Origin of the sequence: Streptomyces sp. NPDC015532, assembly GCF_043078065.1 — a bacterium.
GTDB lineage: Bacteria > Actinomycetota > Actinomycetes > Streptomycetales > Streptomycetaceae > Streptomyces.
This window is the reverse complement of sequence record NZ_JBIBSY010000012.1, coordinates 37,329-58,716: the sequence shown is the minus strand read 5'-3', so window position 1 is coordinate 58,716 and position 21,388 is coordinate 37,329. Positions and strand designations below refer to the sequence as shown.

The 21,388-nt window shown below is 71.3% G+C and carries 19 protein-coding genes and 1 pseudogene; 8 read left to right on the top strand and 12 right to left on the bottom strand.

From position 1 onward, the window contains the following. Nucleotides 1-59 precede the first annotated feature (59 nt). The 6 genes from hflX to miaA all read right to left on the bottom strand — a co-directional run bounded on the left by hflX (nt 60) and on the right by miaA (nt 8,695). Nucleotides 60-1,556, bottom strand: a complete 1,497-nt coding sequence (gene hflX, locus ACF07B_RS29900; RefSeq protein ID WP_369479494.1) for a GTPase HflX — start codon at nt 1,554-1,556, stop codon at nt 60-62. 287 nt (nt 1,557-1,843) lie between these two features. Further along, complete coding sequence (locus ACF07B_RS29895; RefSeq protein ID WP_384242147.1) at nt 1,844-3,340, bottom strand: M1 family metallopeptidase; 1,497 nt, start codon at nt 3,338-3,340, stop codon at nt 1,844-1,846. 361 nt (nt 3,341-3,701) lie between these two features. Then, nucleotides 3,702-5,897 carry a RelA/SpoT family protein gene (locus ACF07B_RS29890; RefSeq protein WP_392181244.1) on the bottom strand — a complete coding sequence of 732 codons (2,196 nt, stop codon included), beginning with the start codon at nt 5,895-5,897 and terminating at the stop codon, nt 3,702-3,704. A gap of 236 nt (nt 5,898-6,133) precedes the next feature. Then, nucleotides 6,134-7,003 carry a diaminopimelate epimerase gene (dapF, locus tag ACF07B_RS29885; protein WP_392181243.1) on the bottom strand — a complete coding sequence of 290 codons (870 nt, stop codon included), beginning with the start codon at nt 7,001-7,003 and terminating at the stop codon, nt 6,134-6,136. Nucleotides 7,004-7,109: 106 nt separating this feature from the next. Further along, nucleotides 7,110-7,649, bottom strand: coding sequence for a hypothetical protein (locus ACF07B_RS29880; RefSeq protein WP_384239504.1), 540 nt, complete (start codon nt 7,647-7,649; stop codon nt 7,110-7,112). Between the two features lie 107 nt (nt 7,650-7,756). Continuing rightward, nucleotides 7,757-8,695, bottom strand: a complete 939-nt coding sequence (gene miaA, locus ACF07B_RS29875; protein WP_369479490.1) for a tRNA (adenosine(37)-N6)-dimethylallyltransferase MiaA — start codon at nt 8,693-8,695, stop codon at nt 7,757-7,759. Nucleotides 8,696-8,878: 183 nt separating this feature from the next. Between miaA and ACF07B_RS29870 the strand changes: the two genes are divergently transcribed. After that, nucleotides 8,879-9,100, top strand: coding sequence for a hypothetical protein (locus ACF07B_RS29870; protein WP_392181242.1), 222 nt, complete (start codon nt 8,879-8,881; stop codon nt 9,098-9,100). Between the two features lie 24 nt (nt 9,101-9,124). After that, the gene (locus ACF07B_RS29865; RefSeq protein ID WP_369479488.1) at nt 9,125-9,388 is read left to right on the top strand and encodes an antitoxin; all 264 of its coding nucleotides are present in this window, start codon (nt 9,125-9,127) and stop codon (nt 9,386-9,388) included. A gap of 160 nt (nt 9,389-9,548) precedes the next feature. Here ACF07B_RS29865 and ACF07B_RS29860 read toward each other — a convergent pair whose 3' ends face one another. The 4 genes from ACF07B_RS29860 to ACF07B_RS29845 form a co-directional block, all read right to left on the bottom strand. After that, nucleotides 9,549-10,298 carry a class III extradiol dioxygenase subunit B-like domain-containing protein gene (locus ACF07B_RS29860; RefSeq protein WP_392181241.1) on the bottom strand — a complete coding sequence of 250 codons (750 nt, stop codon included), beginning with the start codon at nt 10,296-10,298 and terminating at the stop codon, nt 9,549-9,551. Between the two features lie 97 nt (nt 10,299-10,395). After that, on the bottom strand, nt 10,396-11,922 hold the full coding sequence (gene miaB / locus ACF07B_RS29855) for a tRNA (N6-isopentenyl adenosine(37)-C2)-methylthiotransferase MiaB (protein WP_369479486.1): 1,527 nt from the start codon (nt 11,920-11,922) through the stop codon (nt 10,396-10,398). 182 nt (nt 11,923-12,104) lie between these two features. Next, the gene (locus ACF07B_RS29850) at nt 12,105-12,983 is read right to left on the bottom strand and encodes an alpha/beta fold hydrolase (RefSeq protein WP_392181240.1); all 879 of its coding nucleotides are present in this window, start codon (nt 12,981-12,983) and stop codon (nt 12,105-12,107) included. A 112-nt stretch (nt 12,984-13,095) separates the two neighbouring features. Then, nucleotides 13,096-13,545 (bottom strand): MazG nucleotide pyrophosphohydrolase domain-containing protein, encoded by a 450-nt coding sequence (locus ACF07B_RS29845; RefSeq protein WP_392181376.1) that lies wholly within the window; start codon nt 13,543-13,545, stop codon nt 13,096-13,098. A gap of 187 nt (nt 13,546-13,732) precedes the next feature. On the opposite strand from ACF07B_RS29845, the gene ACF07B_RS29840 reads away from it, so the two are divergent. Beyond that, complete coding sequence (locus ACF07B_RS29840; protein WP_369479483.1) at nt 13,733-14,731, top strand: TAXI family TRAP transporter solute-binding subunit; 999 nt, start codon at nt 13,733-13,735, stop codon at nt 14,729-14,731. A gap of 111 nt (nt 14,732-14,842) precedes the next feature. On the opposite strand, the gene ACF07B_RS29835 is transcribed toward ACF07B_RS29840, so the two are convergent. Together ACF07B_RS29835 and ACF07B_RS29830 are read right to left on the bottom strand one after the other, a co-directional pair. Continuing rightward, nucleotides 14,843-16,249, bottom strand: coding sequence for a sensor histidine kinase (locus ACF07B_RS29835; protein ID WP_369479482.1), 1,407 nt, complete (start codon nt 16,247-16,249; stop codon nt 14,843-14,845). A gap of 9 nt (nt 16,250-16,258) precedes the next feature. Then, a complete protein-coding gene (locus tag ACF07B_RS29830; protein ID WP_326785114.1) occupies nt 16,259-16,945 on the bottom strand; it encodes a response regulator transcription factor in 687 nt (228 codons plus the stop codon). 342 nt (nt 16,946-17,287) lie between these two features. Here ACF07B_RS29830 and ACF07B_RS29825 point away from each other — a divergent pair, with 342 nt between their 5' ends. The 5 genes and pseudogenes from ACF07B_RS29825 to ACF07B_RS29805 form a co-directional block, all read left to right on the top strand. Next, nucleotides 17,288-18,064 (top strand): amino acid ABC transporter ATP-binding protein, encoded by a 777-nt coding sequence (locus tag ACF07B_RS29825; protein ID WP_392181239.1) that lies wholly within the window; start codon nt 17,288-17,290, stop codon nt 18,062-18,064. Nucleotides 18,065-18,185: 121 nt separating this feature from the next. Beyond that, nucleotides 18,186-19,028, top strand: a complete 843-nt coding sequence (locus ACF07B_RS29820; RefSeq protein ID WP_369479480.1) for a glutamate ABC transporter substrate-binding protein — start codon at nt 18,186-18,188, stop codon at nt 19,026-19,028. Between the two features lie 177 nt (nt 19,029-19,205). Beyond that, the gene (locus ACF07B_RS29815; protein ID WP_369479479.1) at nt 19,206-19,874 is read left to right on the top strand and encodes an amino acid ABC transporter permease; all 669 of its coding nucleotides are present in this window, start codon (nt 19,206-19,208) and stop codon (nt 19,872-19,874) included. Further along, complete coding sequence (locus ACF07B_RS29810; RefSeq protein ID WP_392181238.1) at nt 19,871-20,758, top strand: amino acid ABC transporter permease; 888 nt, start codon at nt 19,871-19,873, stop codon at nt 20,756-20,758. The genes ACF07B_RS29815 and ACF07B_RS29810 overlap by 4 nt, the downstream gene beginning before the upstream one ends. 290 nt (nt 20,759-21,048) lie before the next feature. Continuing rightward, nucleotides 21,049-21,388 (top strand): annotated as a pseudogene (locus tag ACF07B_RS29805) (monooxygenase); the annotation flags it as partial.

Sequence of the window (21,388 nt, the reverse complement as noted above, 5' to 3'; positions counted from 1 at the left end):
GAGGGGGCGGGCCTTCGCGTGTGCCGAGCGGTCGCCCGCCGGCGTGCCGGTCCGGAGGTCTACCGGAGGGCCGGCGCCGCGACGTACGGGGCGAGGTCGGCGGCCAGTTCCTCGTGCACCCGCGCCTTGAGCAGGGTGCCCTCCTCGGTGTGCTCCTCGGAGATCACCTCGCCCTCGGTGTGGGCGCGGGCGACGAGCTTGCCGTGCGTGTACGGAACGAGCGCCTCGACCTCGACCGAGGGACGCGGCAGCTCGTTGTCGATCAGCGCGAGCAGTTCGTCCATGCCCTGGCCCGTGCGCGCCGAGACCGCGATGGAACGCTTCTCGATCCGCAGCAGGCGCTGGAGGACCAGCGGGTCCGCCGCGTCCGCCTTGTTGATCACGACGATCTCGGGCACCTTGGTCGCGCCGACGTCACCGATGACCTCGCGGACCGCGGCCAGCTGCTCCTCCGGTGCCGGGTGCGAACCGTCCACGACGTGCAGGATCAGGTCGGAGTCGCCGACCTCCTCCATGGTGGAACGGAACGCCTCGACCAGGTGGTGCGGCAGATGGCGGACGAATCCGACCGTGTCGACCAGCGTGTACAGCCGCCCGCTCGGGGTCTCGGCCCGGCGCACGGTCGGGTCCAGGGTCGCGAACAGCGCGTTCTCGACGAGGACGCCCGCGCCCGTGAGGCGGTTGAGCAGGGACGACTTGCCGGCGTTCGTGTAACCGGCGATGGCGACCGAGGGCACCTTGTTGCGGCGGCGCTCCTGGCGCTTGATCTCGCGGCCGGTCTTCATCTCCGCGATCTCCCGGCGCATCTTCGCCATCTTCTCGCGGATGCGGCGCCGGTCCGTCTCGATCTTGGTCTCACCGGGACCACGGGTGGCGAGGCCGCCGCCCTTGCCGCCGCCCATCTGACGGGACAGCGACTGACCCCAGCCTCGCAGCCGGGGCAGCATGTACTGCATCTGCGCGAGCGCCACCTGCGCCTTGCCCTCACGGGACTTGGCGTGCTGGGCGAAGATGTCGAGGATCAGGGCCGTACGGTCGATGACCTTGACCTTGACGACGTCCTCGAGGTGGATCAGCTGGCCGGGGCTCAGTTCACCGTCACAGATCACGGTGTCGGCACCGGTCTCGATCACGATGTCCCGGAGCTCGATGGCCTTGCCGGAACCGATGTACGTGGCCGCGTCGGGTTTGTCACGGCGCTGGACGACGCCGTCGAGCACGAGCGCTCCCGCGGTCTCCGCGAGCGCGGCCAGCTCGGCCAGCGAGTTGTCCGCGTCCTGGATGGTCCCCGAGGTCCAGACACCGACGAGGACGACGCGCTCCAGACGGAGCTGTCGGTACTCGACCTCGGTGACGTCCTCGAGCTCGGTGGAGAGGCCCGCCACACGGCGCAGGGCCGCGCGCTCGGAGCGTTCGAACTGCTCGCCGTCCCGGTCTCCGTCGATCTCGTGGCTCCAGGCGACGTCCTCTTCCATCAGGGCATCGGCCCGAAGACCTTCGGGGTAGTTCTGCGCGGAATTCTGCGCGTCCTGGGAAGGGGAAGAAGAGGAGGTCATTGGATCCTTACATAGATCGGGTGAGCCGCGGGCCGACGGATGCCGCCCCACACAGGGAACAACGTTCGTGGCCACCGGGAGATTCCCGGTTCCGGCCGGACCAACCCTCCGAAGGGGCGCCGCGCGGCCGGCTCGAAGATGGTCGCACGGCACGACCTGGCCCGTCACGCGACTTATCGTGAGCCGCCGGGCACCCGCGGGCATCGCTGCCCGCGGGGTGCCGCGGCCCGTCCGGTCCCGTCACCCGGGGGACGCCCCCGTCGCTCCGGGGGCCGCCCGCACGGGCATCACGCGTGCTTGCGTGCCTTCGGTGCGTCGCTCTTCCAGTCCGGGTGCCCCGGCATCGACGGTGTCTTCGCGGCGTACAGCCACGCCTTGAAGAAGCCGCTCAGATCACGTGCGGCGACCGCGGAGGCGAGGTCCACGAAGTCGGCCGTCGAGGCCACGCCGTCGCGGTTGAGGCTCACCCACGTACGCTCCAGGCGCTCGAAGGCGGGGCGCCCGATCTCCTGGCGCAGCGCGTACAGGGCCAGGGCCGCGCCGTCGTAGACGTTCGGCCGGAAGATACTGATCTTCTGGCCGGGCTTGGGTCCCTTGGGCCTCGCGGGCGGACCGCCGGCGGCCCGCCAGGAGTCGGACAGCCGGTAGGCGGCCTTCATCCGCTTCTCCATGGGCTTGTGCGCCTTCTCCTCGGCGTACAGGGCCTCGTACCAGGTGGCGTGTCCTTCGTTGAGCCAGACGTCGGACCAGGCCCGGGGGCTGACGCTGTCGCCGAACCACTGGTGCGACAGCTCGTGCACCATGATCGAGTCGACGTACCACTTCGGGTAGGCGGGCTGGGTGAAGAGCTCCTTCTCGAACAGCGAGAGGGTCTGCGTCTCCAGCTCGAAGCCGGTCTGCGCCTGGGCCATCAGCAGCCCGTAGGTCTCGAAGGGGTACCGGCCGACCTTGCTCTCCATCCAGGCGATCTGGCCGGGAGTCTTGCGCAGCCACGGTTCGAGGGCCGCGCGGTCGGCGCTGGGGATCACATCCCGTACGGGCAGGCCGTGCGGCCCCTGCCGGTGCAGCACGGCCGAGCGGCCGATGGACACCTGGGTCAGCTCGGTGGCCATGGGGTGCTCGGTCCGGTACGTCCAGGTCGTGGCGCCGCCGGCCCGGCGGGTGCCCCGGGGCAGTCCGTTGGCGACGACCGTGTAGCCGTCCGGGGCCGTGACGCGGACGGTGAACATGGCCTTGTCGGAGGGGTGGTCGTTGCACGGGTAGACCAGGTGCGCGGCGTCGGCCTGTCCGGCCATCGCGAGTCCGTCCTTGGTCCGTACCCAGCCGCCGTCCTGGCCCTTCGCGCTCACCGGGTCGCTGGTGTGCCGCACGGTGATGCGCAGCGGGCTCCCGGCGGGCAGCCGCTCGGCCGGCGTCACCACCAGATCCTCGCCGGCCTTCGTGAAGCGGGCGGGAGTCCCGTCGATCTCGACCGACCGGACGCTTCCGTGCGCGAAGTCGAGGTTCACGCGGTCGAGCGTCTCGGTGGTCACGGCGTCGATCGTGGTCACGGCGGTGAGCGGTTTGTCGTTCCTGCCGGAATAGACGAAGTCGAGGTCGTACGACTCGACGTCGTACCCGGGGTTGCCGAGCGTGGGGAAGAGCCGGTCGCCGACCCCCAGGGGCCCGGCCGGGTCCGGGGCGCTCGCGGCGATCAGGCAGACGGAGACGGCCGAGGCGAGCAGGGCCGCCGTGACGCGGCGGCTTCTCGGGCGAGCGGGCGTGGAGGTGGGGTTGTGCGGCATGGACCACGGCTACCAGCGCGTACCCCCTCCGCGTGGCCGACTCGCACCCGGCCCACCCGAACGAGTAGGTCCGAGTACTCATTGGGGGCAGCACGAGCCCGGGAGATCCGGTGCACCCGGACGAGTGGATTACCCGGCTCCTTGGGGGGCAGCACGAGGCCGCGAGATCCGGCCCGCCCGGACGAGTGGATTACCCGGCTCCTTGGCGGGCGGCACGAGGCCGCGAGATCCGGCCCGCGCGGACGAGTGGGTTCCCGGGCTCCTTGGGGGACGGCGCGCGGCTGCCGCACCCGGCACCCGTGCCCGGCCGCCCGGGCCGCCGCTTCGGACCGGGCCGCGGTACGCCCGCGTGAAGCCCGGTCTACTGTGCCGCGGTCGCCGGATGCTGGGCGCGGCTCACGTCGTACACGCCCGGCACGTTGCGCATCGCGCGCATCAGGCCCGGGAGGTGCGCCGCGTCGGGGAGTTGGAGCGTGTAGGTGTGGCGTACGCGCTGCTGGCTCGGGGGTTCGACGGTCGCGGAGACGACGGCGACCCCCTCCGCGGCGATGGCTTCGGTGAGGTCGGCCAGCAGATGCGGGCGTCCGAACGACTCGGCGACCAGGGTGACGCGGCACTCGGTGGTGTCGCCCCAGCGCACTCCCACCTCCGGGCGCCCCGCGCTCTTCATGCGCGCCGCCCCTGCGCACTCGACGCGGTGCACGGTGACCACTCCCCCGCGGACGGTGAAGCCGGTCACCTCGTCGGGAGGTACGGGCGTACAGCAGCCGGCCATGCGTACGGAGGCGCCGGGCGGGTCGGCGACGGCGCTCGCCGGGCGGGCGGTCTGCGTCCCGGCGGGACGGGCCGGGGCCGCGACGGGCGGCCGGGGGCCGGGGGCGGAGGCCCGGGCCGCCTCCTCGTCGCCGGGTGCGGGGTGTGTTGCCATCCAGCGCTGGATGGCGATCCGCGCGGCGGCCGTGTGCGCGTGCTCCAGCCACTCCCTGGACGGCTCGGAGGCCGGGTCCTGGCCCATGAGCAGTTGAACGGTGTCGCCGTCCCTCAGGACCGTACTCAGCGTCGCCAGGCGGCCGTTGACGCGGGCGCCGATGCAGGCGTGCGCGTCCTCGCCGTACTGCGCGTACGCGGCGTCGACGCAACTGGCGCCCTCCGGCAGGCCGAGCGAGCCTCCGTCGGCACGGAAGACGGTGATCTCCCGGTCCTGGGCGAGGTCTTCGCGCAGGGTCGACCAGAAGGTGTCCGGGTCCGGGGCGCCCTGCTGCCAGTCGAGCAGCCGGGAGAGCCAGCCGGGTCGGGTGGGGTCGGCGCGCTCGCCGTCGAAGGGGCGCTCGCCCCCGCCGTCCGGCTGTTCCTCCGACGGCGGGGCGTAGGGATTGCCGAGGGCGATGACGCCGGCCTCGGCGACCTTGTGCATCTGGTGGGTGCGGATGAGGACTTCGGCGACCTGGCCGTCGCCGCGGGTGACGGCCGTGTGCAGCGACTGGTACAGGTTGAACTTGGGGACGGCGATGAAGTCCTTGAACTCCGAGACCACCGGGGTGAGACAGGTGTGCAGCTCGCCGAGGACCCCGTAGCAGTCGGCGTCCTCGTTCACGAGCACGAGGAGGCGTCCGAAGTCGGCGCCGCGCATCGGGCCGCGTTTGCGCGACACCCGGTGCACGGAGACGAAGTGCCTCGGCCTTATGAGGACTTCGGCCTGGATGCCGGCGTCGCGCAGGACGACGCGTACCTCCTCGGCGATGTCCGCGAGGGGGTCGTCGGACCGGCTCGCGTTCTCGGCGATCAGCTCCCGGGTGTGCTCGTACTCCTCGGGGTGCAGGATCGCGAAGACGAGGTCTTCGAGCTCGGTCTTGAGCGCCTGCACGCCGAGGCGCTCGGCGAGCGGGATGAGCACGTCCCGGGTCACCTTGGCGATGCGCGCCTGTTTCTCGGGGCGCATGACGCCGAGGGTCCGCATGTTGTGCAGCCGGTCGGCGAGTTTGATCGACATGACCCGGACGTCGTTGCCCGTGGCGACGAGCATCTTGCGGAAGGTCTCCGGTTCGGCGGCGGCGCCGTAGTCGACCTTCTCCAGTTTGGTGACACCGTCGACCAGGTAGCAGACCTCGTCGCCGAACTCCTCACGGACCTGATCGAGCGTCACTTCCGTGTCCTCGACGGTGTCGTGGAGCAGGGAGGCGGTCAACGTGGTCGTCTCCGCGCCGAGTTCGGCGAGGATCAGGGTCACCGCGAGCGGGTGGGTGATGTACGGCTCGCCGCTCTTGCGCATCTGGCCCCGGTGCGAGGACTCGGCGAGCACCCACGCCCGGCGCAGGGGTTCCAGTTTCGCGTCGGGGTGGTGGGCGCGGTGCGCCTCCGCCACGTGCCCGATCGCGTCCGGCAGCCGGTCGCGGGCCGCGGGCCCGAGCAGTGCGGCCCGCCCGAGCCGGCGCAGGTCGATCCGGGCCCGTGTCTTCTTGCGGTGCGCCGGGGGCACCCCGGGCTCCAGCGCCGCCGGGCGCTGGGCGGCGGGCGTGGCAGGGCCTGGCGTCGCGGGATTCGTCGCCTCCGCACTCATGGGCACCTCCGGCTGCGTCAGACCGGCGGACGGGTGCCCCATGGCGTACTCGGCTCAGGGGATGGTGTCGATCCCCCGTCCGGGCCGGTGCTTGATGCTACCGACCCCACCACACCCGGTTGACCGCCTCTCGCCGAGCGTGAAACGGATCACTCATTCGAGCGAAGGTTTTTGGGTTTACGGTTTCGATTTTCTGGAAGGGACGGCAAGGACGTACGACGTCCGTCCTGCGCGGCTCAGCGCGCGGCGCCGTCCAGCCACTCCGCGTCGATCTCGCCCTCGGCGACGATCACGGCGGGGCCCGTCATCTCGATCTCGCCGTCCGGGTGCTCGGTGATGACCAGGCGTCCGCCGGGCACGTCGACGGTGTACGTCGCCGGGGTGCCGGTCACGGCGGGGTCGGCGTCGTCACGGCGGGCGGTGGCGACGGCCACGGCGCAGGCACCCGTACCGCAGGAGCGGGTCTCGCCCGAGCCGCGTTCGTGGACCCGCAGGGCGACATGGCGCGGCCCCCGGTCGACGACGAACTCGACGTTGACCCCGTCCGGGTAGGCGGAGGCCGGGGCGAACGGCGGGGGTGTGAAGAGGTCACCGGCGTGCGCGAGGTCCTCCACGAAGGCGACCGCGTGCGGGTTGCCCATGTTCACGTTGCGCGCGGGCCAGCTGCGCTCGCCGACGCTCACCGTGACCTCGCCCTCGGGGAGGCGTGCCTTGCCCATGCCGACGGTGACGTCTCCGTCCTTGGCGATGTGGACGGGCTTCACGCCACCGCGCGTGGCGATCGCGGTGTCCCCTTCGGCCACATATCCGGCGCGGTGGAGATAGTGCGCGAACACACGCACTCCGTTGCCGCACATCTCGGCGACCGAACCGTCGCCGTTGCGGTAGTCCATGAACCACTCCGCCTCGGCCGCCATCTCCTCGGCCTCGGGGTGCGCGGCGGACCGCACGACGTGCAGCAGACCGTCGCCGCCGATGCCCGCGCGGCGGTCGCACAGGGCGGCGACGGCGACGGGAGGCAGGTCGATGACGTTCTCCGGGTCCGGGATGATCACGAAGTCGTTCTCGGTCCCGTGCCCCTTGAGGAAGGCGATCCGCGTGCTCATTCCTCGATCGTACGGGGTCACCGCGACAGCCCCGCCCGCGCGGTGCGGGTACCGGGACGGCGTCCGCACAGGGCCGCGACGGTTCCTCCTGGAGCGGGCCCGGGGGTCAGCGCAGTCGGGCCACGCGTCCCACGGCGAGCACGGCCACCGCGGCGACGATCACGACGTAGGCGAGCACCACCCGCCAGTCGGCGCGTCGGCCGGAGCCGCGCGGCGGGAAGCCGGGCAGCGCGTAGCCGACCCGGCGGGCTGCCATCATGCCCCAGCCCGCGGCGCACAGGCAGATCAGCAGGCCGAGCATGGCGACCACGGCACCGCCGTCGCCGAACTCGAAGGCGAGCGGGAAGGCGAACATCAGGGAGCCCGTCGCGGCCAGCGCCACGATGGGCGCGAGCTGCCAGATGCGCAGCAGGCGCTGCGGACGCAGCTCGACCTCGACCTCCGGCTCGGGGGACATCTCGCCGGGACCGGGGCCGTCGGCGATCACCCCGTCGGGGGTGTCCTCGGGGCCGTCGGAGCTCAGTCGCTCTCCGCCCAGCTCCGGCTCGACGCCGGTGTCGGCGTCCGGATCGATGCTCAGACGAACTCCGTCCCGATCAGCACCGTACTCAGTGCCTCGTGCAGTGTCGCGAGGGCCGGCCTCCATCGCCACGCGCCCTCCCAACTCGGACTTCACTGGTCGATCGAAGCTTGATGATGGCACGGCGCCGGAGGCCCGGATGACGGCCGGAGCGTCCCGATGCCAGGACGTGATCAGGCTGTGACCGGTCGTTCGACCAACGCCAGTGCGAGTTCCGGGAGTTCTGTGAGATCCGCCGCAGCCCCACTGAGCCAATGCACCCTGGGGTCGCGCCGGAACCATGAATCCTGACGGCGCGCGAAGCGCTTGGTGGCGCGAACGGTCTCGGCTCGGGCCTCGTCCTCGGTGCACTCCCCGGCGAGCGCCGCGAGGACCTGCTGGTATCCGAGCGCGCGGGAGGCCGTGCGCCCGGCGCGCAGGCCCTGCGCCTCCAGTGTGCGCACTTCGTCCACGAGCCCGGCCTCCCACATCCGGTCCACCCGCCGGGTGATGCGCTCGTCCAGCTCGGGGCGGGCCACGTCCACTCCGATCTGGAGGGTGTCGTAGACGGAGTCGTGGCCGGGGAGGTTGGCGGTGAAGGGCTTGCCGGTGATCTCGATGACCTCGAGGGCGCGGACGATCCGGCGGCCGTTGCTGGGCAGGATCGCCTGGGCGGCCCCGGGATCGGCCATGGCGAGCCGCGCGTGCAGGGCTCCGGAGCCGCGCAGGGTGAGCTCCTCCTCCAGGCGGGCGCGCACGGCGGGGTCGGTGCCGGGGAACTCCATCTTGTCGACGGCCCCGCGGACGTACAGTCCGGAGCCGCCCACCAGGACCGGCCAGCGTCCCTCGGCGAGCAGCGCGTCGATCCGGGCGCGGGCGAGCCGCTGGTACTCGGCGACGCTGGCGGCGACCGTCACGTCCCAGATGTCCAGGAGGTGGTGCGGGACGCCGCCGCGCTCGGCGAGCGTCAGTTTGGCGGTGCCGATGTCCATCCCGCGGTACAGCTGCATCGAGTCGGCGTTGACGACCTCGCCGCCGAGACGCCTGGCGAGGAAGACGCCCAGATCGGACTTTCCTGCGGCGGTCGGTCCGACGACGGCGATGACCCGGGGTGCGGGGGGTGCGCTGCTCACGGTCCCAGTCTCGCAAACCCCGGGACCTCTCACGGCAACGAGCCGCGTGACGCCGGGCTTCCGTGTTCGTTCCCTCATGCGAGGTTCCGGTCGCCGGTTCCGAGGACCGGTGACCCGGTTGACGCAATGGGCCGCACCGGGCAACGCGGAATTTCGCCCTCACGAGTAACGTATGGAGCTGATATGGGCGTTTTTGAACGGCTTCTCAGGAGGTCGAAGGCCACCGAGGAGGCGCCGGCCGTCGAGGCGCGGGAAGCGGTGGAGACCGAGGGTCCGTCCGGGAACGAGGGCGGGGCGACGGCCGAGACCGCCGGGACCGCGGCCGCGGAGGACGTCGGCATTCCCAGGCAGCAGACCCCCGAAGAGGCCGCCGACAACGAGGCCGGCAAGGGCTCCCGCACGTAACTGTCCCGCGAGGGAAGGCGAACCATGGGTCTGATGGACAATCTGAAAGCCAGGCTGGAGCCCGCCAAGGGCAAGGTCTCCGGGCTCGCGCAGCAGCACGGGCACAAGGTCGCTCACGGTCTCGACAAGGCCGCGAAGGTGGTCGACGACAAGACCAAGCACAAGTACAGCGACCAGATCCACTCGGGCACGGGCAAGGCGAAGGACGCCGTGGACCGCCTCGCGCACAAGGACGGCGGCGGGGACACGAGCCCGCCGGACATGCCGACCCCTCCCCCGGCGTCCTGAACGACCCGCGCATCGGCGGACGGCCGCGAAGAGCTCAGGCTGCTTCCGGCCGTCCGCCGCGTCCGGTGACGGCGTGCCGGCGGCCGGGTCGGAGAAAGCGGGGAGTCCGCGGAGCGAGCCCAGGCCGTCCGCCGCGTCCGGACGGGTATCCGGCCCCTGCCTACGACCAGGCCGCGACCAGGTATCCCACCCCGTAGGGAGCGTCGTCGTACAGCAGGGCGCCGCCGAGTCCCGCGCCCTCGGCCGCGCCCGCGAGGACCTGCCAGGGCGCGCGCCCCGCGGCCTTCAGCTCGTACGCCAGATCGGCGTCCAGCGCCTTGAGGGCCCCGACGTCGGCCGCCCCGAGCGCCCGCGCGACCTCCGCGTCGAAGTCCTTCGCGCGCTCGTCGAGATAGCCCGGCGCCTTGAGGGTCCTGCACGCACTGGCGTCCCCCATCACCAGCAGGGCCACCCGCCCGGCGCGCCCGCCGATCCGCGCCCCGGCCTGGAGGCACCGCTCGGCCTCCAGGGGTTCCCCGACCCCGAGCCCCTCCACCGGGGCGTCGGACCAGCCGGTGCGCTCCAGCAGCCACGCGGCGACGGCGAGGGAGGCCGGCAGCTCACGTTCCGGGGACCCGGAACCCGCACCGTCCGTGTCGCGGTCCACGTCGTCCGCGTCGGGACGGCCGAGGCACACGTCGAGGTCGACCCCGAAGCCGGTGAAGGAACCGCGGGTGCCCTCCGGATGGGGGCCGCGACCGCTCTTCTCCGCCGGGCCGACGACGACCAGCAGGTCGGGGCGGGACGCGGCGAGCACGCCGAGCGCGTCCGTGACCGCGGCGCGCGCGGCGTCCAGCTCGGGGGCCGCTCCCGCGGCGACATCGGGGACGAGCAGCGGGGGGCAGGGACAGACTGCTGCGGCTACAAGCATGAGCCGCAGCGTAACGCCGCACACCGCCGGTCCGCTTCGGCGCGGCGGGCCCGCGCGTGGGCCGACGCGGGCGCGCCGGCCTTCGGGGCCGGCGCGGTCAGTCGCAGCCGCAGCCGCTGCCCGCGGCGACCGGAAGCGGCTCCGGGGCGCCGATCCTCGGCAGGCCCAGCATGACGCCGGCCGGCTTGGCGGTGGCGGCGGCGTTGCGCTTCTCCCAGGCGTCCCCCGCGCGCGTGCGGCGCACGTCCAGGACGGCGCCCTCGGCGAGCAGGTGGTGCGGGGCGGCGTACGTGATCTCGACGGTGACCACGTCACCGGGACGGACCTGCGCGTCCGGCTTGGTGAAGTGGACCAGCCGGTTGTCGGGGGCGCGGCCCGAGAGGCGGTGGGTGGCGCCGTCCTTGCGGCCCTCGCCCTCGGCGACCATCAGCTCCAGGACGCGGCCGACCTGCTTCTTGTTCTCGTTCCAGGAGATCTCCTCCTGGAGGGCGACGAGACGCTCGTAGCGCGCCTGGACGACCTCCTTGGGGATCTGCCCCTCCATGGTGGCCGCCGGGGTTCCGGGGCGCTTGGAGTACTGGAACGTGAACGCCGCCGAGAAGCGGGCCTCGCGGACCGCGTGCAGGGTCTGCTCGAAGTCCTCCTCCGTCTCGCCGGGGAAGCCCACGATGATGTCGGTGGTGATCGCCGCGTGCGGGATGGCGGCCCGGACCTTCTCGATGATCCCGAGGAAGCGGTCCTGGCGGTACGAGCGGCGCATGGCCTTCAGGACGGTGTCCGATCCGGACTGCATCGGCATGTGCAGCTGCGGCATCACGTTCGGCGTCTCCGCCATGGCGGCGATCACGTCGTCGGTGAAGTCGCGGGGGTGCGGCGAGGTGAAGCGCACGCGCTCCAGACCCTCGATCCTCCCGCAGGCGCGCAGCAGCTTGCTGAAGGCCTCGCGGTCGCCGATGTCGCTGCCGTACGCGTTGACGTTCTGGCCGAGGAGGGTGATCTCGGAGACGCCCTCGCCGACCAGCGCCTCGATCTCGGCCAGGATGTCGCCGGTCCTGCGGTCCTTCTCCTTGCCGCGCAGCGCGGGGACGATGCAGAACGTGCAGGTGTTGTTGCAGCCGACGGAGATCGACACCCAGGCCGCGTACGCGCTCTCGCGGCGGGTCGGCAGGGTGGAGGGGAAGGCCTCCAGGGACTCGGCGATCTCGATCTGCGCCTCTTCCTGGACGCGGGCACGCTCCAGGAGGACGGGCAGCTTGCCGATGTTGTGCGTGCCGAAGACGACGTCCACCCAGGGCGCCCGCTTGACGATGGTGTCGCGGTCCTTCTGGGCGAGGCAGCCGCCGACGGCGATCTGCATGCCGGGGCGCTTCGTCTTCATCGGGGCGAGGCGGCCGAGGTTGCCGTAGAGCTTGTTGTCGGCGTTCTCGCGGACGGCGCAGGTGTTGAAGACGACGACGTCCGCGTCCCCGTCCGCGCCCTCGGGCGCCCGCACGTAACCGGCGTCCTCCAGGAGCCCGGAGAGCCGCTCGGAGTCGTGGACGTTCATCTGACACCCGTAGGTGCGCACTTCGTACGTCTTGGATTCCTGAACGTCCACTGCCTGACTCCGGTCGCCGCTGCTCATGGGACAAGGGTAGGCGGTGCCGGGAGTACGTCCGGACGCCGGAGCCATGGCCACCCGTCGCCCGTCACCCGACGTGCGGTTTCCGGCACCCGGCGTGCGGTTTCCGGCACCCGGCGTGCGGCCCAGCGCCTCCGGCACCCGTCCCGCGCACGCCCCCGGCACCCCTCGCCCGCACCCCTCCGTCACCCGGCCAGCGCGACGAACCGCTCGGCGACGGTCCTCGCGGCGGTTCCGAGCAGGACCGTGTAGTGGTTGGAGTCCTCGACCCGCTCGGCGTGGAGGTTCCCCCGCCCGCCGGTCCAGCGGGCCACGGCAGACGCCTCCAGCATCGGAGGCTCCTGGCCGAGCAGTCCGCGCGGCGCGTGCAGCAGCAGGGCCGGGACACACAGTCCCGTGAGAGCGGCGGCGAACACCTCGGCGGACGTCAGGAGATCGCGTCCGTCGTGCCGCACGGCCTCCTCCCGTGCCTTCGAGCGCCTGGCGCCCCGGGGGCCCGTGACGTCGTAGCGCACGTACGACTCGATGTCCGCGTTCCAGTGCGGTCCGAGCGCCGGGTGCGCGCGGAAGAACTCGACGTAGGCCGCGTCGGTGCCGTACGTCCGGCGAAGGCGGGCCAGCGCGGGTCCGAGCGTCGTGTCGAGGACGGCGTCGAGGTCCGTGCCGGGCGGGACGGGCAGCGGCAGACCGCCGTCGACGAGCAGCAGCCGGTCGAACAGCGCGGGCCCGAGCGCGGCCGCGTTCAGCGCGATGTAGGCGCCCATCGAGTGCCCGGTCAGGGCGACCGGGCGGCCGCCGCCCAGGTCCTGGGCCAGATGGCACAGGTCCATGGCGTGCCGTTCGAGGCCGTACGGGCCGGGGGTGTCGGCGCTTCCGCCGCGTCCGCGCAGGTCGGGCGCGAACAGGCTCCACTCGTCGGGGAGGTGACGGGCCATGGCGCGAAAGGACATCCCGGATCCGGTGATGCCGTGTGCCGCCAGCGCGATCCGCGGCCCCCTGCCGAACCTCAGGACACGGAGGGCTCCGCCCTCGACGGGCAGATCGAGCTCGGCCGGCTCGTTCACGCGCTCTCCTGTCATCGCTGGTGCCCGCACGGCGGCGGCTGTGCGGCCTCCCCCAGGGGCGGCCGTGGGACGGTGACGGCCTGTACGGCCTCCCCCGGGGGGCGCCCCGGTCTTACGCGTCCGGCGTGTTCCATCCCTGCCGTCGCAGCACCTGGGACACGTCCGGTGCCCGGTAGTGCTCGCCCTTGAGGACCTTGCCGTCGGCTCTGCGGGCGACGTGCCCGTCGGGGCCGAGCTTCGTCATGTTGGCCCGGTGGATCTCGGCGATCACCGCGTCGAGGTCGATCCCGTGGACGAGCGCCGTGCCGTACGCCACGTACACGACGTCGGCGAGCTCGTGCGCCAGCCGGTCGAGCGGGCCGCCGACCGAGACCTCGGCCACCTCGGCGGCCTCCTCCGCCAGCAGCTCGCCCCGGTGTGCGGCGAGCTGCGGGGAGACCTCGGCCGGGGTGCCGCGGACATCGAGGCCGAAGGCGAGGTGGAACTCACGGACCAGGGAGGCCGGGGAGGGCGACGGCGGGACCGTGGACACAGAAGTGCCGGACAGCGGGATTTGTGACACGGCGGAGCCGGGCGGCGGGACCGTGGACACGGGAGAGCCGGGCGGCGGGACCGTGGACACGGGAGAGCCGGGCGGCGGGACCTGTGACGGCGACGGCGACTGCATTCCGCGAGCCTATCGATCCGCGGCGCCCCCTCGCGGGTCCGGCCCTGGCCAGGACCGGGCCCGGGCTGGCAGGATCGCGCGCATGTTCCAGGCACTGACCCGTATCGGCCGGCGTCGCGCGCTGTTCGGCTCGGCGGCCGTCTTCTCGGTCGTCGGGCTGCTGCTGTGGTGGCTGCTGCCGCTGGGCGAGGAGTCCCCGAGCGGGACGATCACCTTCAGCACCGGCACCCCCACCGGGGTCTACCAGATGTACGGCAAGCTCCTTCAGGGCGCCATCGCCAAGGACATGCCGGACCTGAACGTGCGGTTGCTGAACAGCGACGGATCGCAGGAGAACATCAGCCGGGTGGCCACGGGCAAGGCCGACTTCACCGTCGCGGCGGCCGACGCCGTGGAGACGTACGTCCTCCAGGGCAAGCCGGGATCGAACCGGCTGCGCGGCTGCTCACGGCTCTACGACGACTACGTGCACCTGGTGGTCCCGCGCTCCTCGCCCGTTCAGTCCGTGGCGGATCTGAAGGGCATGAAGGTCGCCGTGGGGCCGAGCGGATCCGGGGTGCGGCTGATCGCGAACCATGTGCTCGAAGCGGCGGGCCTCGACCCCGACACGGACGTCGAGCCCCTCGACGACGGCATCGCGACCATGCCCGGCCTGCTCGAACACCACAAGATCGACGCCTTCTTCTGGTCGGGTGGCCTGCCGACGAACGCCGTCCAGGAGCTCTCCAAGGCCGACGACATCCGGCTGGTGCCGATCGGCAGCGACCTCGTCGAGAAGCTGCACGAACAGGGCGGTGCCTCCCGCTACTACCGGTCGGCCGTGATGCCCGCCGACGCCTACCCCCAGGCGCAGCGCGGCTCGGCCGTGCAGACGCTGGCGGTGGCCAACTTCCTGATCACCCGGGAGGACGCGGACGCGGACCTCACCGAGGCGCTCACCCGCACGGTGATCGCGAGCCGCGACCGCATCGGGCGCGTGGTGCACGCGGCCCAGCTCGTGGACCTGCGCACGGCGATCTACACGGACCCGCTGCCACTGCACGAGGGCGCGCGCCGCTACTACCGGTCGATCAAGCCGTAGCGGAGTCCCCGCCGGCGGGGCGCGCCCGGGGATCCATCGAGCCTGGATCTCTCGAGCCTGGATCTCTCAGGCCCGGATCTCTCAGGCCCGGATCTCTGGGGCCCGGATCTCTCAGGCCACCGGCTCCGACCTGGGCACCGTCACCGTCACCCGCAGGCCGTGCGGTTCGTGGCGGCCGTACGCGATGGAGCCGCCGCCCGCGGCGAGCAGGGCCCGGGAGATGGAGAGGCCGAGGCCCGAGCCCTTGATGTTCTGATGGGCCGCGCTGCGCCAGAAGCGGTCGCCGATGCGGGCCAGGTCCTCGTCGCCGAGGCCGGGGCCGCCGTCGGTGACCACGACGGTCGAGGACGCGCCGTTCGAGGCGACCGTCACCTGGACGCACTCCCCCTCGGGCGTGAACTTGACCGCGTTGTCTATCACCGCGTCCAGGGCGCTGGACAGCGTGATGGGGTCGGCCCACGCGGTCGTGGGCGGGCAGGTCCCCACCAGCCGTACGCCCCTGCTGTCGGCGACCGGCTGCCAGGACGCCACGCGCTCGGCGGCCAGCGCGCCGATGTCCGTCAGGCGCGTATCGGCCTCGGCGTGCTCGGCGAGCGCCAGGTCGAGCAGGTCGTCTAGCACCTGGGTGAGGCGCTTGCCCTCGGTGCGGACCGACGCGATCTCCTCGTTGTCCTCGGGGAGTTCGAGAGCCAGCAGCTCGATCCGCAGGAGCAACGCCGAGAGCGGGTTGCGCAGTTGGTGCGAGGCGTCGGCGACGAAGGCACGCTGCTGTTCCAGCACGCTCTCGACGTTGTCGGCCATCTCGTTGAACGAACGTGCAAGGCGCTGGAGCTCGGGCGGTCCGCCGGCGGGCGCGACCCGGGACTTCAGACGGCCGGTCGCGATGTCGTGCGTGGTGGCGTCGAGAACGCGTACGGGTCTGAGCACCCAGCCGGTGAGGCGCAGCGCGGCGCCGAGGGCGAGGAGCATCGCGGCGATCTCGCCCGCGCCGATGACCAGCCAGCCGTGCAGGGTCTTGGAACGCATCTGACCGGTGGGCGAGTCGGTCACGACGACGCCGATGACGTCGCCGTCCCTGATGACCGGGGAGGCGACGACGAGACGGTGGTCCTGCCAGGGCCAGACCTGTTCGGGGTCGTGGCTGCGGCGGCTGACGAGCGCCTCGCTGAAGGCGTCACGGGCCGCGCCGGTCCTGGGCAGGAGCCAGCTCTCCGGCGCGTTGGCCATCGGCTCGTCGTCGCGGTAGAAGACGCCGGCCCGGATGCCGTACACCTCGTGGTAGCGGGTGAGTTCGGCGCGCAGGGTCTCGCCGCGCTCGTCCGGGAAGCCGGCCCGGGTACGGCTCGGATAGTCGGTGACGTACTGGGCGAGGGCCGCGAAGCGCGCGGTGTCGTCGATGCGGTCGACGACCACGCGCTGCTGCTGCGCCGCCGCGACGCTCACCGCGAGCGGGACGCCCAGCGCGAGCAGCACGGCGGCCATCAGGACGATGAGCAGCGGCAGCAGGCGGGTACGCACGGGTGCCCGCTACGCGGCCGGGGCGACGAGCCGGTACCCGACGCCTCGTACGGTCTCGATCAGCGCCGGCATGCGCAGCTTGGAGCGCAGCGACGCCACGTGCACCTCCAGGGTTCGGCCGGTTCCCTCCCAGCTCGTGCGCCACACCTCGCTGATGATCTGCTCCCGGCGGAACACCACCCCGGGGCGCTGGGCCAGCAGCGCGAGCAGGTCGAACTCCTTGCGGGTCAGCTGGACCGTCGAACCGTCCACGGTGACCTGGCGGTTGGGGAGTTCGATGCGTACGGGGCCGAGCAGCACCATCGTCTCGCCGGAAGCCGACACGTCGTCGTGGGCGCTGCGCCGGCTGACCGCGTGGATCCGGGCGAGCAGTTCCCCGGTGTCGTACGGCTTCACGACGTAGTCGTCGGCGCCGAGGTTGAGGCCGTGGATGCGGGACCGTACGTCCGCGCGCGCGGTGACCATGATCACCGGCGTGGCGGTCCGCTTGCGGATCTTGCCGCAGACCTCGTAGCCGTCCTGGTCGGGCAGCCCCAGGTCGAGCAGGACGACGCCGAAGCCGTCGCTCTCCGGGACGAGGGCCTGAAGGGCCTCCTCGCCGCTGCGGGCATGCGTGACCTCGAAGCCGTGCCGTGCCAGTACGGCGGACAGGGCGGCGGCGACATGGTTGTCGTCCTCGACGAGGAGCAGTCTCATTCCGGCCCCCTCCGGTTCATCGGTCGTACAGGTCTGGTCGGTCGTGCAGGTCTGGTCGGTCGTACGGTCTCGGGTCTCATCGGTCGAAGGGTCCCTTTTCGAGAACGCGGCGCACGCGCGCGTGCACCATGGAAGTCACGCCGATGGACAAGGACGGCGTCAAGGGGCTTCGGGTTGCCCGGGGCTTCCGTTATCCAGCCGGTACGCGCGTCCGTGCGACCACTACGACACGTGTCCGATTGCTACCCGATCGTGATGCTCAAGTTCCCCTCAGATGTAATGACGCTGGTCGTGAGGGGTTACTACTGTCCTCCGAAACGAGGAGGACGGAGCCCACAAGCGATGACCGATGCATCGGTGGCCAAGGACGCCATGGCCGGGACCGACGAACTGGTCGTCCTGAAGAGCGTCAACAAGCACTTCGGGGCATTGCACGTGCTCCAGGACATCGACCTGACGATCACGCGCGGCGAGGTCGTCGTGGTCATCGGTCCCTCGGGGTCCGGGAAGTCCACCCTGTGCCGCACCATCAACCGCCTGGAGACGATCGATTCGGGTGACATCTCGATCGACGGCAAGCCGCTGCCCCAGGAGGGCAAGGCGCTCGCCCGGCTCCGCGCCGATGTGGGCATGGTCTTCCAGTCCTTCAACCTCTTCGCGCACAAGACCGTGCTCGAGAACGTGATGCTGGGGCAGATCAAGGTCCGCGGGACCGGCAAGCAGGCGGCGGAGGAGAAGGCGCGCACCCTGCTCGACCGCGTCGGCGTCGGCACCCAGGCGGACAAGTACCCGGCGCAGTTGTCGGGCGGCCAGCAGCAACGCGTCGCCATCGCACGGGCGTTGGCGATGGACCCGAAGGTCATGCTGTTCGACGAGCCGACCTCGGCGCTGGACCCCGAGATGATCAACGAGGTCCTCGAGGTCATGCAGCAGCTCGCCCGGGACGGCATGACCATGATCGTCGTCACTCATGAGATGGGCTTCGCCCGTTCGGCTGCCAACCGAGTCGTCTTCATGGCGGACGGCCGCATCGTCGAAGAGGCTGTGCCGGACCAGTTCTTCAGCAATCCGCGCAGCGACCGTGCCAAGGACTTCCTCTCGAAGATCCTCCACCACTGATGTCTCCGTGCGGGGGGCCCACCTCCCCACGCGGGGACACCACGTCCCGCTCCACGGGGACCCCGCACGTCACCCGCGCCTCGACGGCCCGTACTTCGCCCTGACTCAAAGGATGTTCATCATGAAGCTCCGCAAGGCAGCCGCCGCCTCGGTCGCCGTACTCGCTCTCGCCGCGACCGCCACCGCGTGCGGTTCGGACGACAAGGACGACAGCGGTTCCTCGTCCTCGGGCGGCGGCAAGATCAAGGTCGGCATCAAGTACGACCAGCCCGGTCTCGGCCTGAAGCAGCCCGACGGCTCGTTCGCCGGTTTCGACGTGGACGTCGCGACCTACGTGGCCAAGGAACTCGGCTACAAGCCCAGCCAGATCGAGTTCGTCGAGACCAAGAGCGCCGACCGTGAGAACGCGCTGGCCCGTGGCGACGTGAAGTTCATCGCGGCCACCTACTCGATCACCGACGAGCGCAAGCAGAAGGTCGACTTCGCGGGCCCGTACCTGCTGGCCCACCAGGACCTGCTGGTCAAGAAGGACGCGAACATCACGAAGGCCACGGACCTCAACGGCAAGAAGCTCTGCTCCGTGACCGGTTCGACCTCGGCGCAGAACATCCACGACACCATCGCCCCGAAGGCCAACCTGAAGCAGTACAGCGGCTACTCGGAGTGCATCGCCGCCCTGCAGAGCGGTGCCGTGGACGCGGTGACCACCGACGACTCGATCCTCGCGGGCTTCGCCGCGCAGGACAAGTACAAGGGTCAGTTCAAGCTCGCGGGCCTGAAGCTGAGCAACGAGAACTACGGCGTCGGCGTCAAGAAGGGCGATGCCGAGCTGGAGAAGAAGATCAACACCGCGCTGGAGAAGATGGTCAGCGACGGCTCCTGGAAGGCGGCGGTCGACAAGAACTTCGGCCCGGCGAAGTACCAGAACGAGCAGGCCCCGAAGATCGGCGTCATCGTCAAGTAACGCCGGGACCGCCCGGCGACACGGGCATCACCAGGTAACGCAGGGACCTCGGGCGACGCGGGAATCCGCGGTGCACACGGGGTCGCGCAGGCGTGCCGCCGCCCGCCGCGATCACGGCGGCGGCGTGCCGCGCCCCCTGTCCGCCACGTACGCCACCACCCGGAAGCGCGGGAGATCGTGTTCGACTTTCTTCAAGGTTATGACGTCCTGGGGGCGTTCTGGATGACGGTGAAGCTCACCGTCATCTCCGCCCTGGGCTCCCTGGTCCTGGGCACCCTGCTGGCCGCGATGCGGGTCAGCCCGGTCCCGCTCATGCGCGGATTCGGCACCGCCTACGTGAACATCGTCCGGAACATCCCGCTGACGGTCATCATCGTGTTCAGTTCGCTCGGCCTCGCGGACATCTTCGGTGTGACGATGGGCGCATCCGACAACTTCGACGTCCAGGGCTTCCGGCTCGCGGTGCTCAGTCTCGTCGGCTATCACGCGGCCTTCGTCTGCGAGGCGCTGCGCTCCGGCATCAACACCGTGCCGGTCGGCCAGGCCGAGGCGGCCCGCGCGATCGGGCTCAGCTTCGGACAGACCCTGAGGCTCGTCGTGCTGCCGCAGGCGTTCCGTTCCGTCATCGTCCCGCTGGCCAACGTGCTGATCGCGCTGACCAAGAACACGACCGTGGCCGCCGCCATCGGCGTGGCCGAGGCCGCGAGCCTGATGAAGACGATGATCGAGAACGAGGCCCAGACGGTCCTCATCGCCGCGGTCTTCGCCTTCGGTTTCGTGGTCCTGACCCTCCCCACCGGCCTCTTCCTCGGCTGGCTGGGCAAGCGACTGGCGGTAAAGCGATGACCTCCGTCCTCTACGACGCCCCCGGCCCCCGCGCCAAGCGCCGCAACGTGGTCTTCTCGGTGCTGTTCGTCGTCCTGCTCGCGCTGCTCCTGTGGTGGATCTGGCAGGTGATGGACGACAAGGGCCAGCTCACGTGGGACCTGTGGGAGCCGTTCACCACGGCCGACGCCTGGAACACCTATCTGCTGCCGGGCCTCTGGAACACGCTGAAGGCCGCTGCGCTCAGCATGGTGATCGCCCTTCCTCTGGGCGCCGCCCTCGGCATCGCGCGTCTGTCCGACCACCGGTGGGTGCGGGTTCCCGTCGGCGCCGTGGTCGAGTTCTTCCGGTCCATCCCGGTCCTGCTGCTCATGCTGTTCGCGAACGAGCTCTACGCCAAGTCCGCGAACATCGCGAGCGAGGACCGTCCGTTCTACGCGGTCGTCACCGGTCTGGTGCTCTACAACTCCGCGGTCCTCGCCGAGGTCGTACGGGCGGGCATCCTCGCGCTCCCCAGAGGACAGACCGAGGCCGCGTACGCGATCGGGCTGCGCAAGGGCCAGACGATGACCAGCATCCTGCTGCCGCAGTCGGTCACCGTGATGCTCCCGGCGCTCGTCAGCCAGCTCGTCGTCATCGTGAAGGACACCGCGTTGGGCGGTGTGATGATCGGCTACGCCGAACTCCTCACCGCACGCAGCACTCTCGCGGCCAACTACGCCAACGTCGTTCCGAGCTTCATCGTGGTCGCCGTCATCTTCATCGTGCTGAACTTCGCGATCACCAGCTTCGCCTCCTGGCTGGAGGGGCGCCTGCGCCGCGGCAAGAAGTCGACCGGCGCGGTGCTCTCGCCGAACGACGCGGCCGTCGCCGGCACGGCCTCGACGGGTGCCGGCGGAGCCTGAGGGCGGTTCGCCGGCGGAATGCGGGGCCACGCCACCCCCTCGTTCTGACGTATCGTCCGAACATCAGTCGATCAGTGTGACCGAAGGGGTCAGTGACGCGACCGCCACTGACCCCGTCACTTGACGCAAGCAGCGGCAATGGGTTGCATACGTTCTGTGATCGTGCACCCTGCTCCACCTGCCTGTTCCCGTACGTCCCTCAGGACACAGCTCCGTGCAGGGGGCACCGCGCCGTGGACCCGGTGATCATCGTCGGAGCGGGGCCCGTGGGGCTCACGCTGGCCCTTGCGCTGGCCCGCCAGGAAGTCCCCTCCGTGGTCCTCGACGAGGGACCGGGCAAGGACGAACAGCGGCTCGCGCGGACCGTGGTGCTGCGCGAGGACACGGTCGCGCTGGTCGAACGGCTGACAGGACTGCCTCTCGACGACGCCGGCTTCCGTTGGGCCGGATGGCGGTCGATGCGGCGCAGGCAGGTGATGCGCGAGATCACGTTCGACGGGAAGGCACCGGGGAGCACCAGGGGCGTCACCGATCCCCTCGGCGTCCCGGCCGCGGGCCGGGCCGCAAAGCGGGGGCTCGTCGCCCCGCGCGGGGGCGGGCCCGGCCCGGGGGCGGCAAGCGCCCCCGACC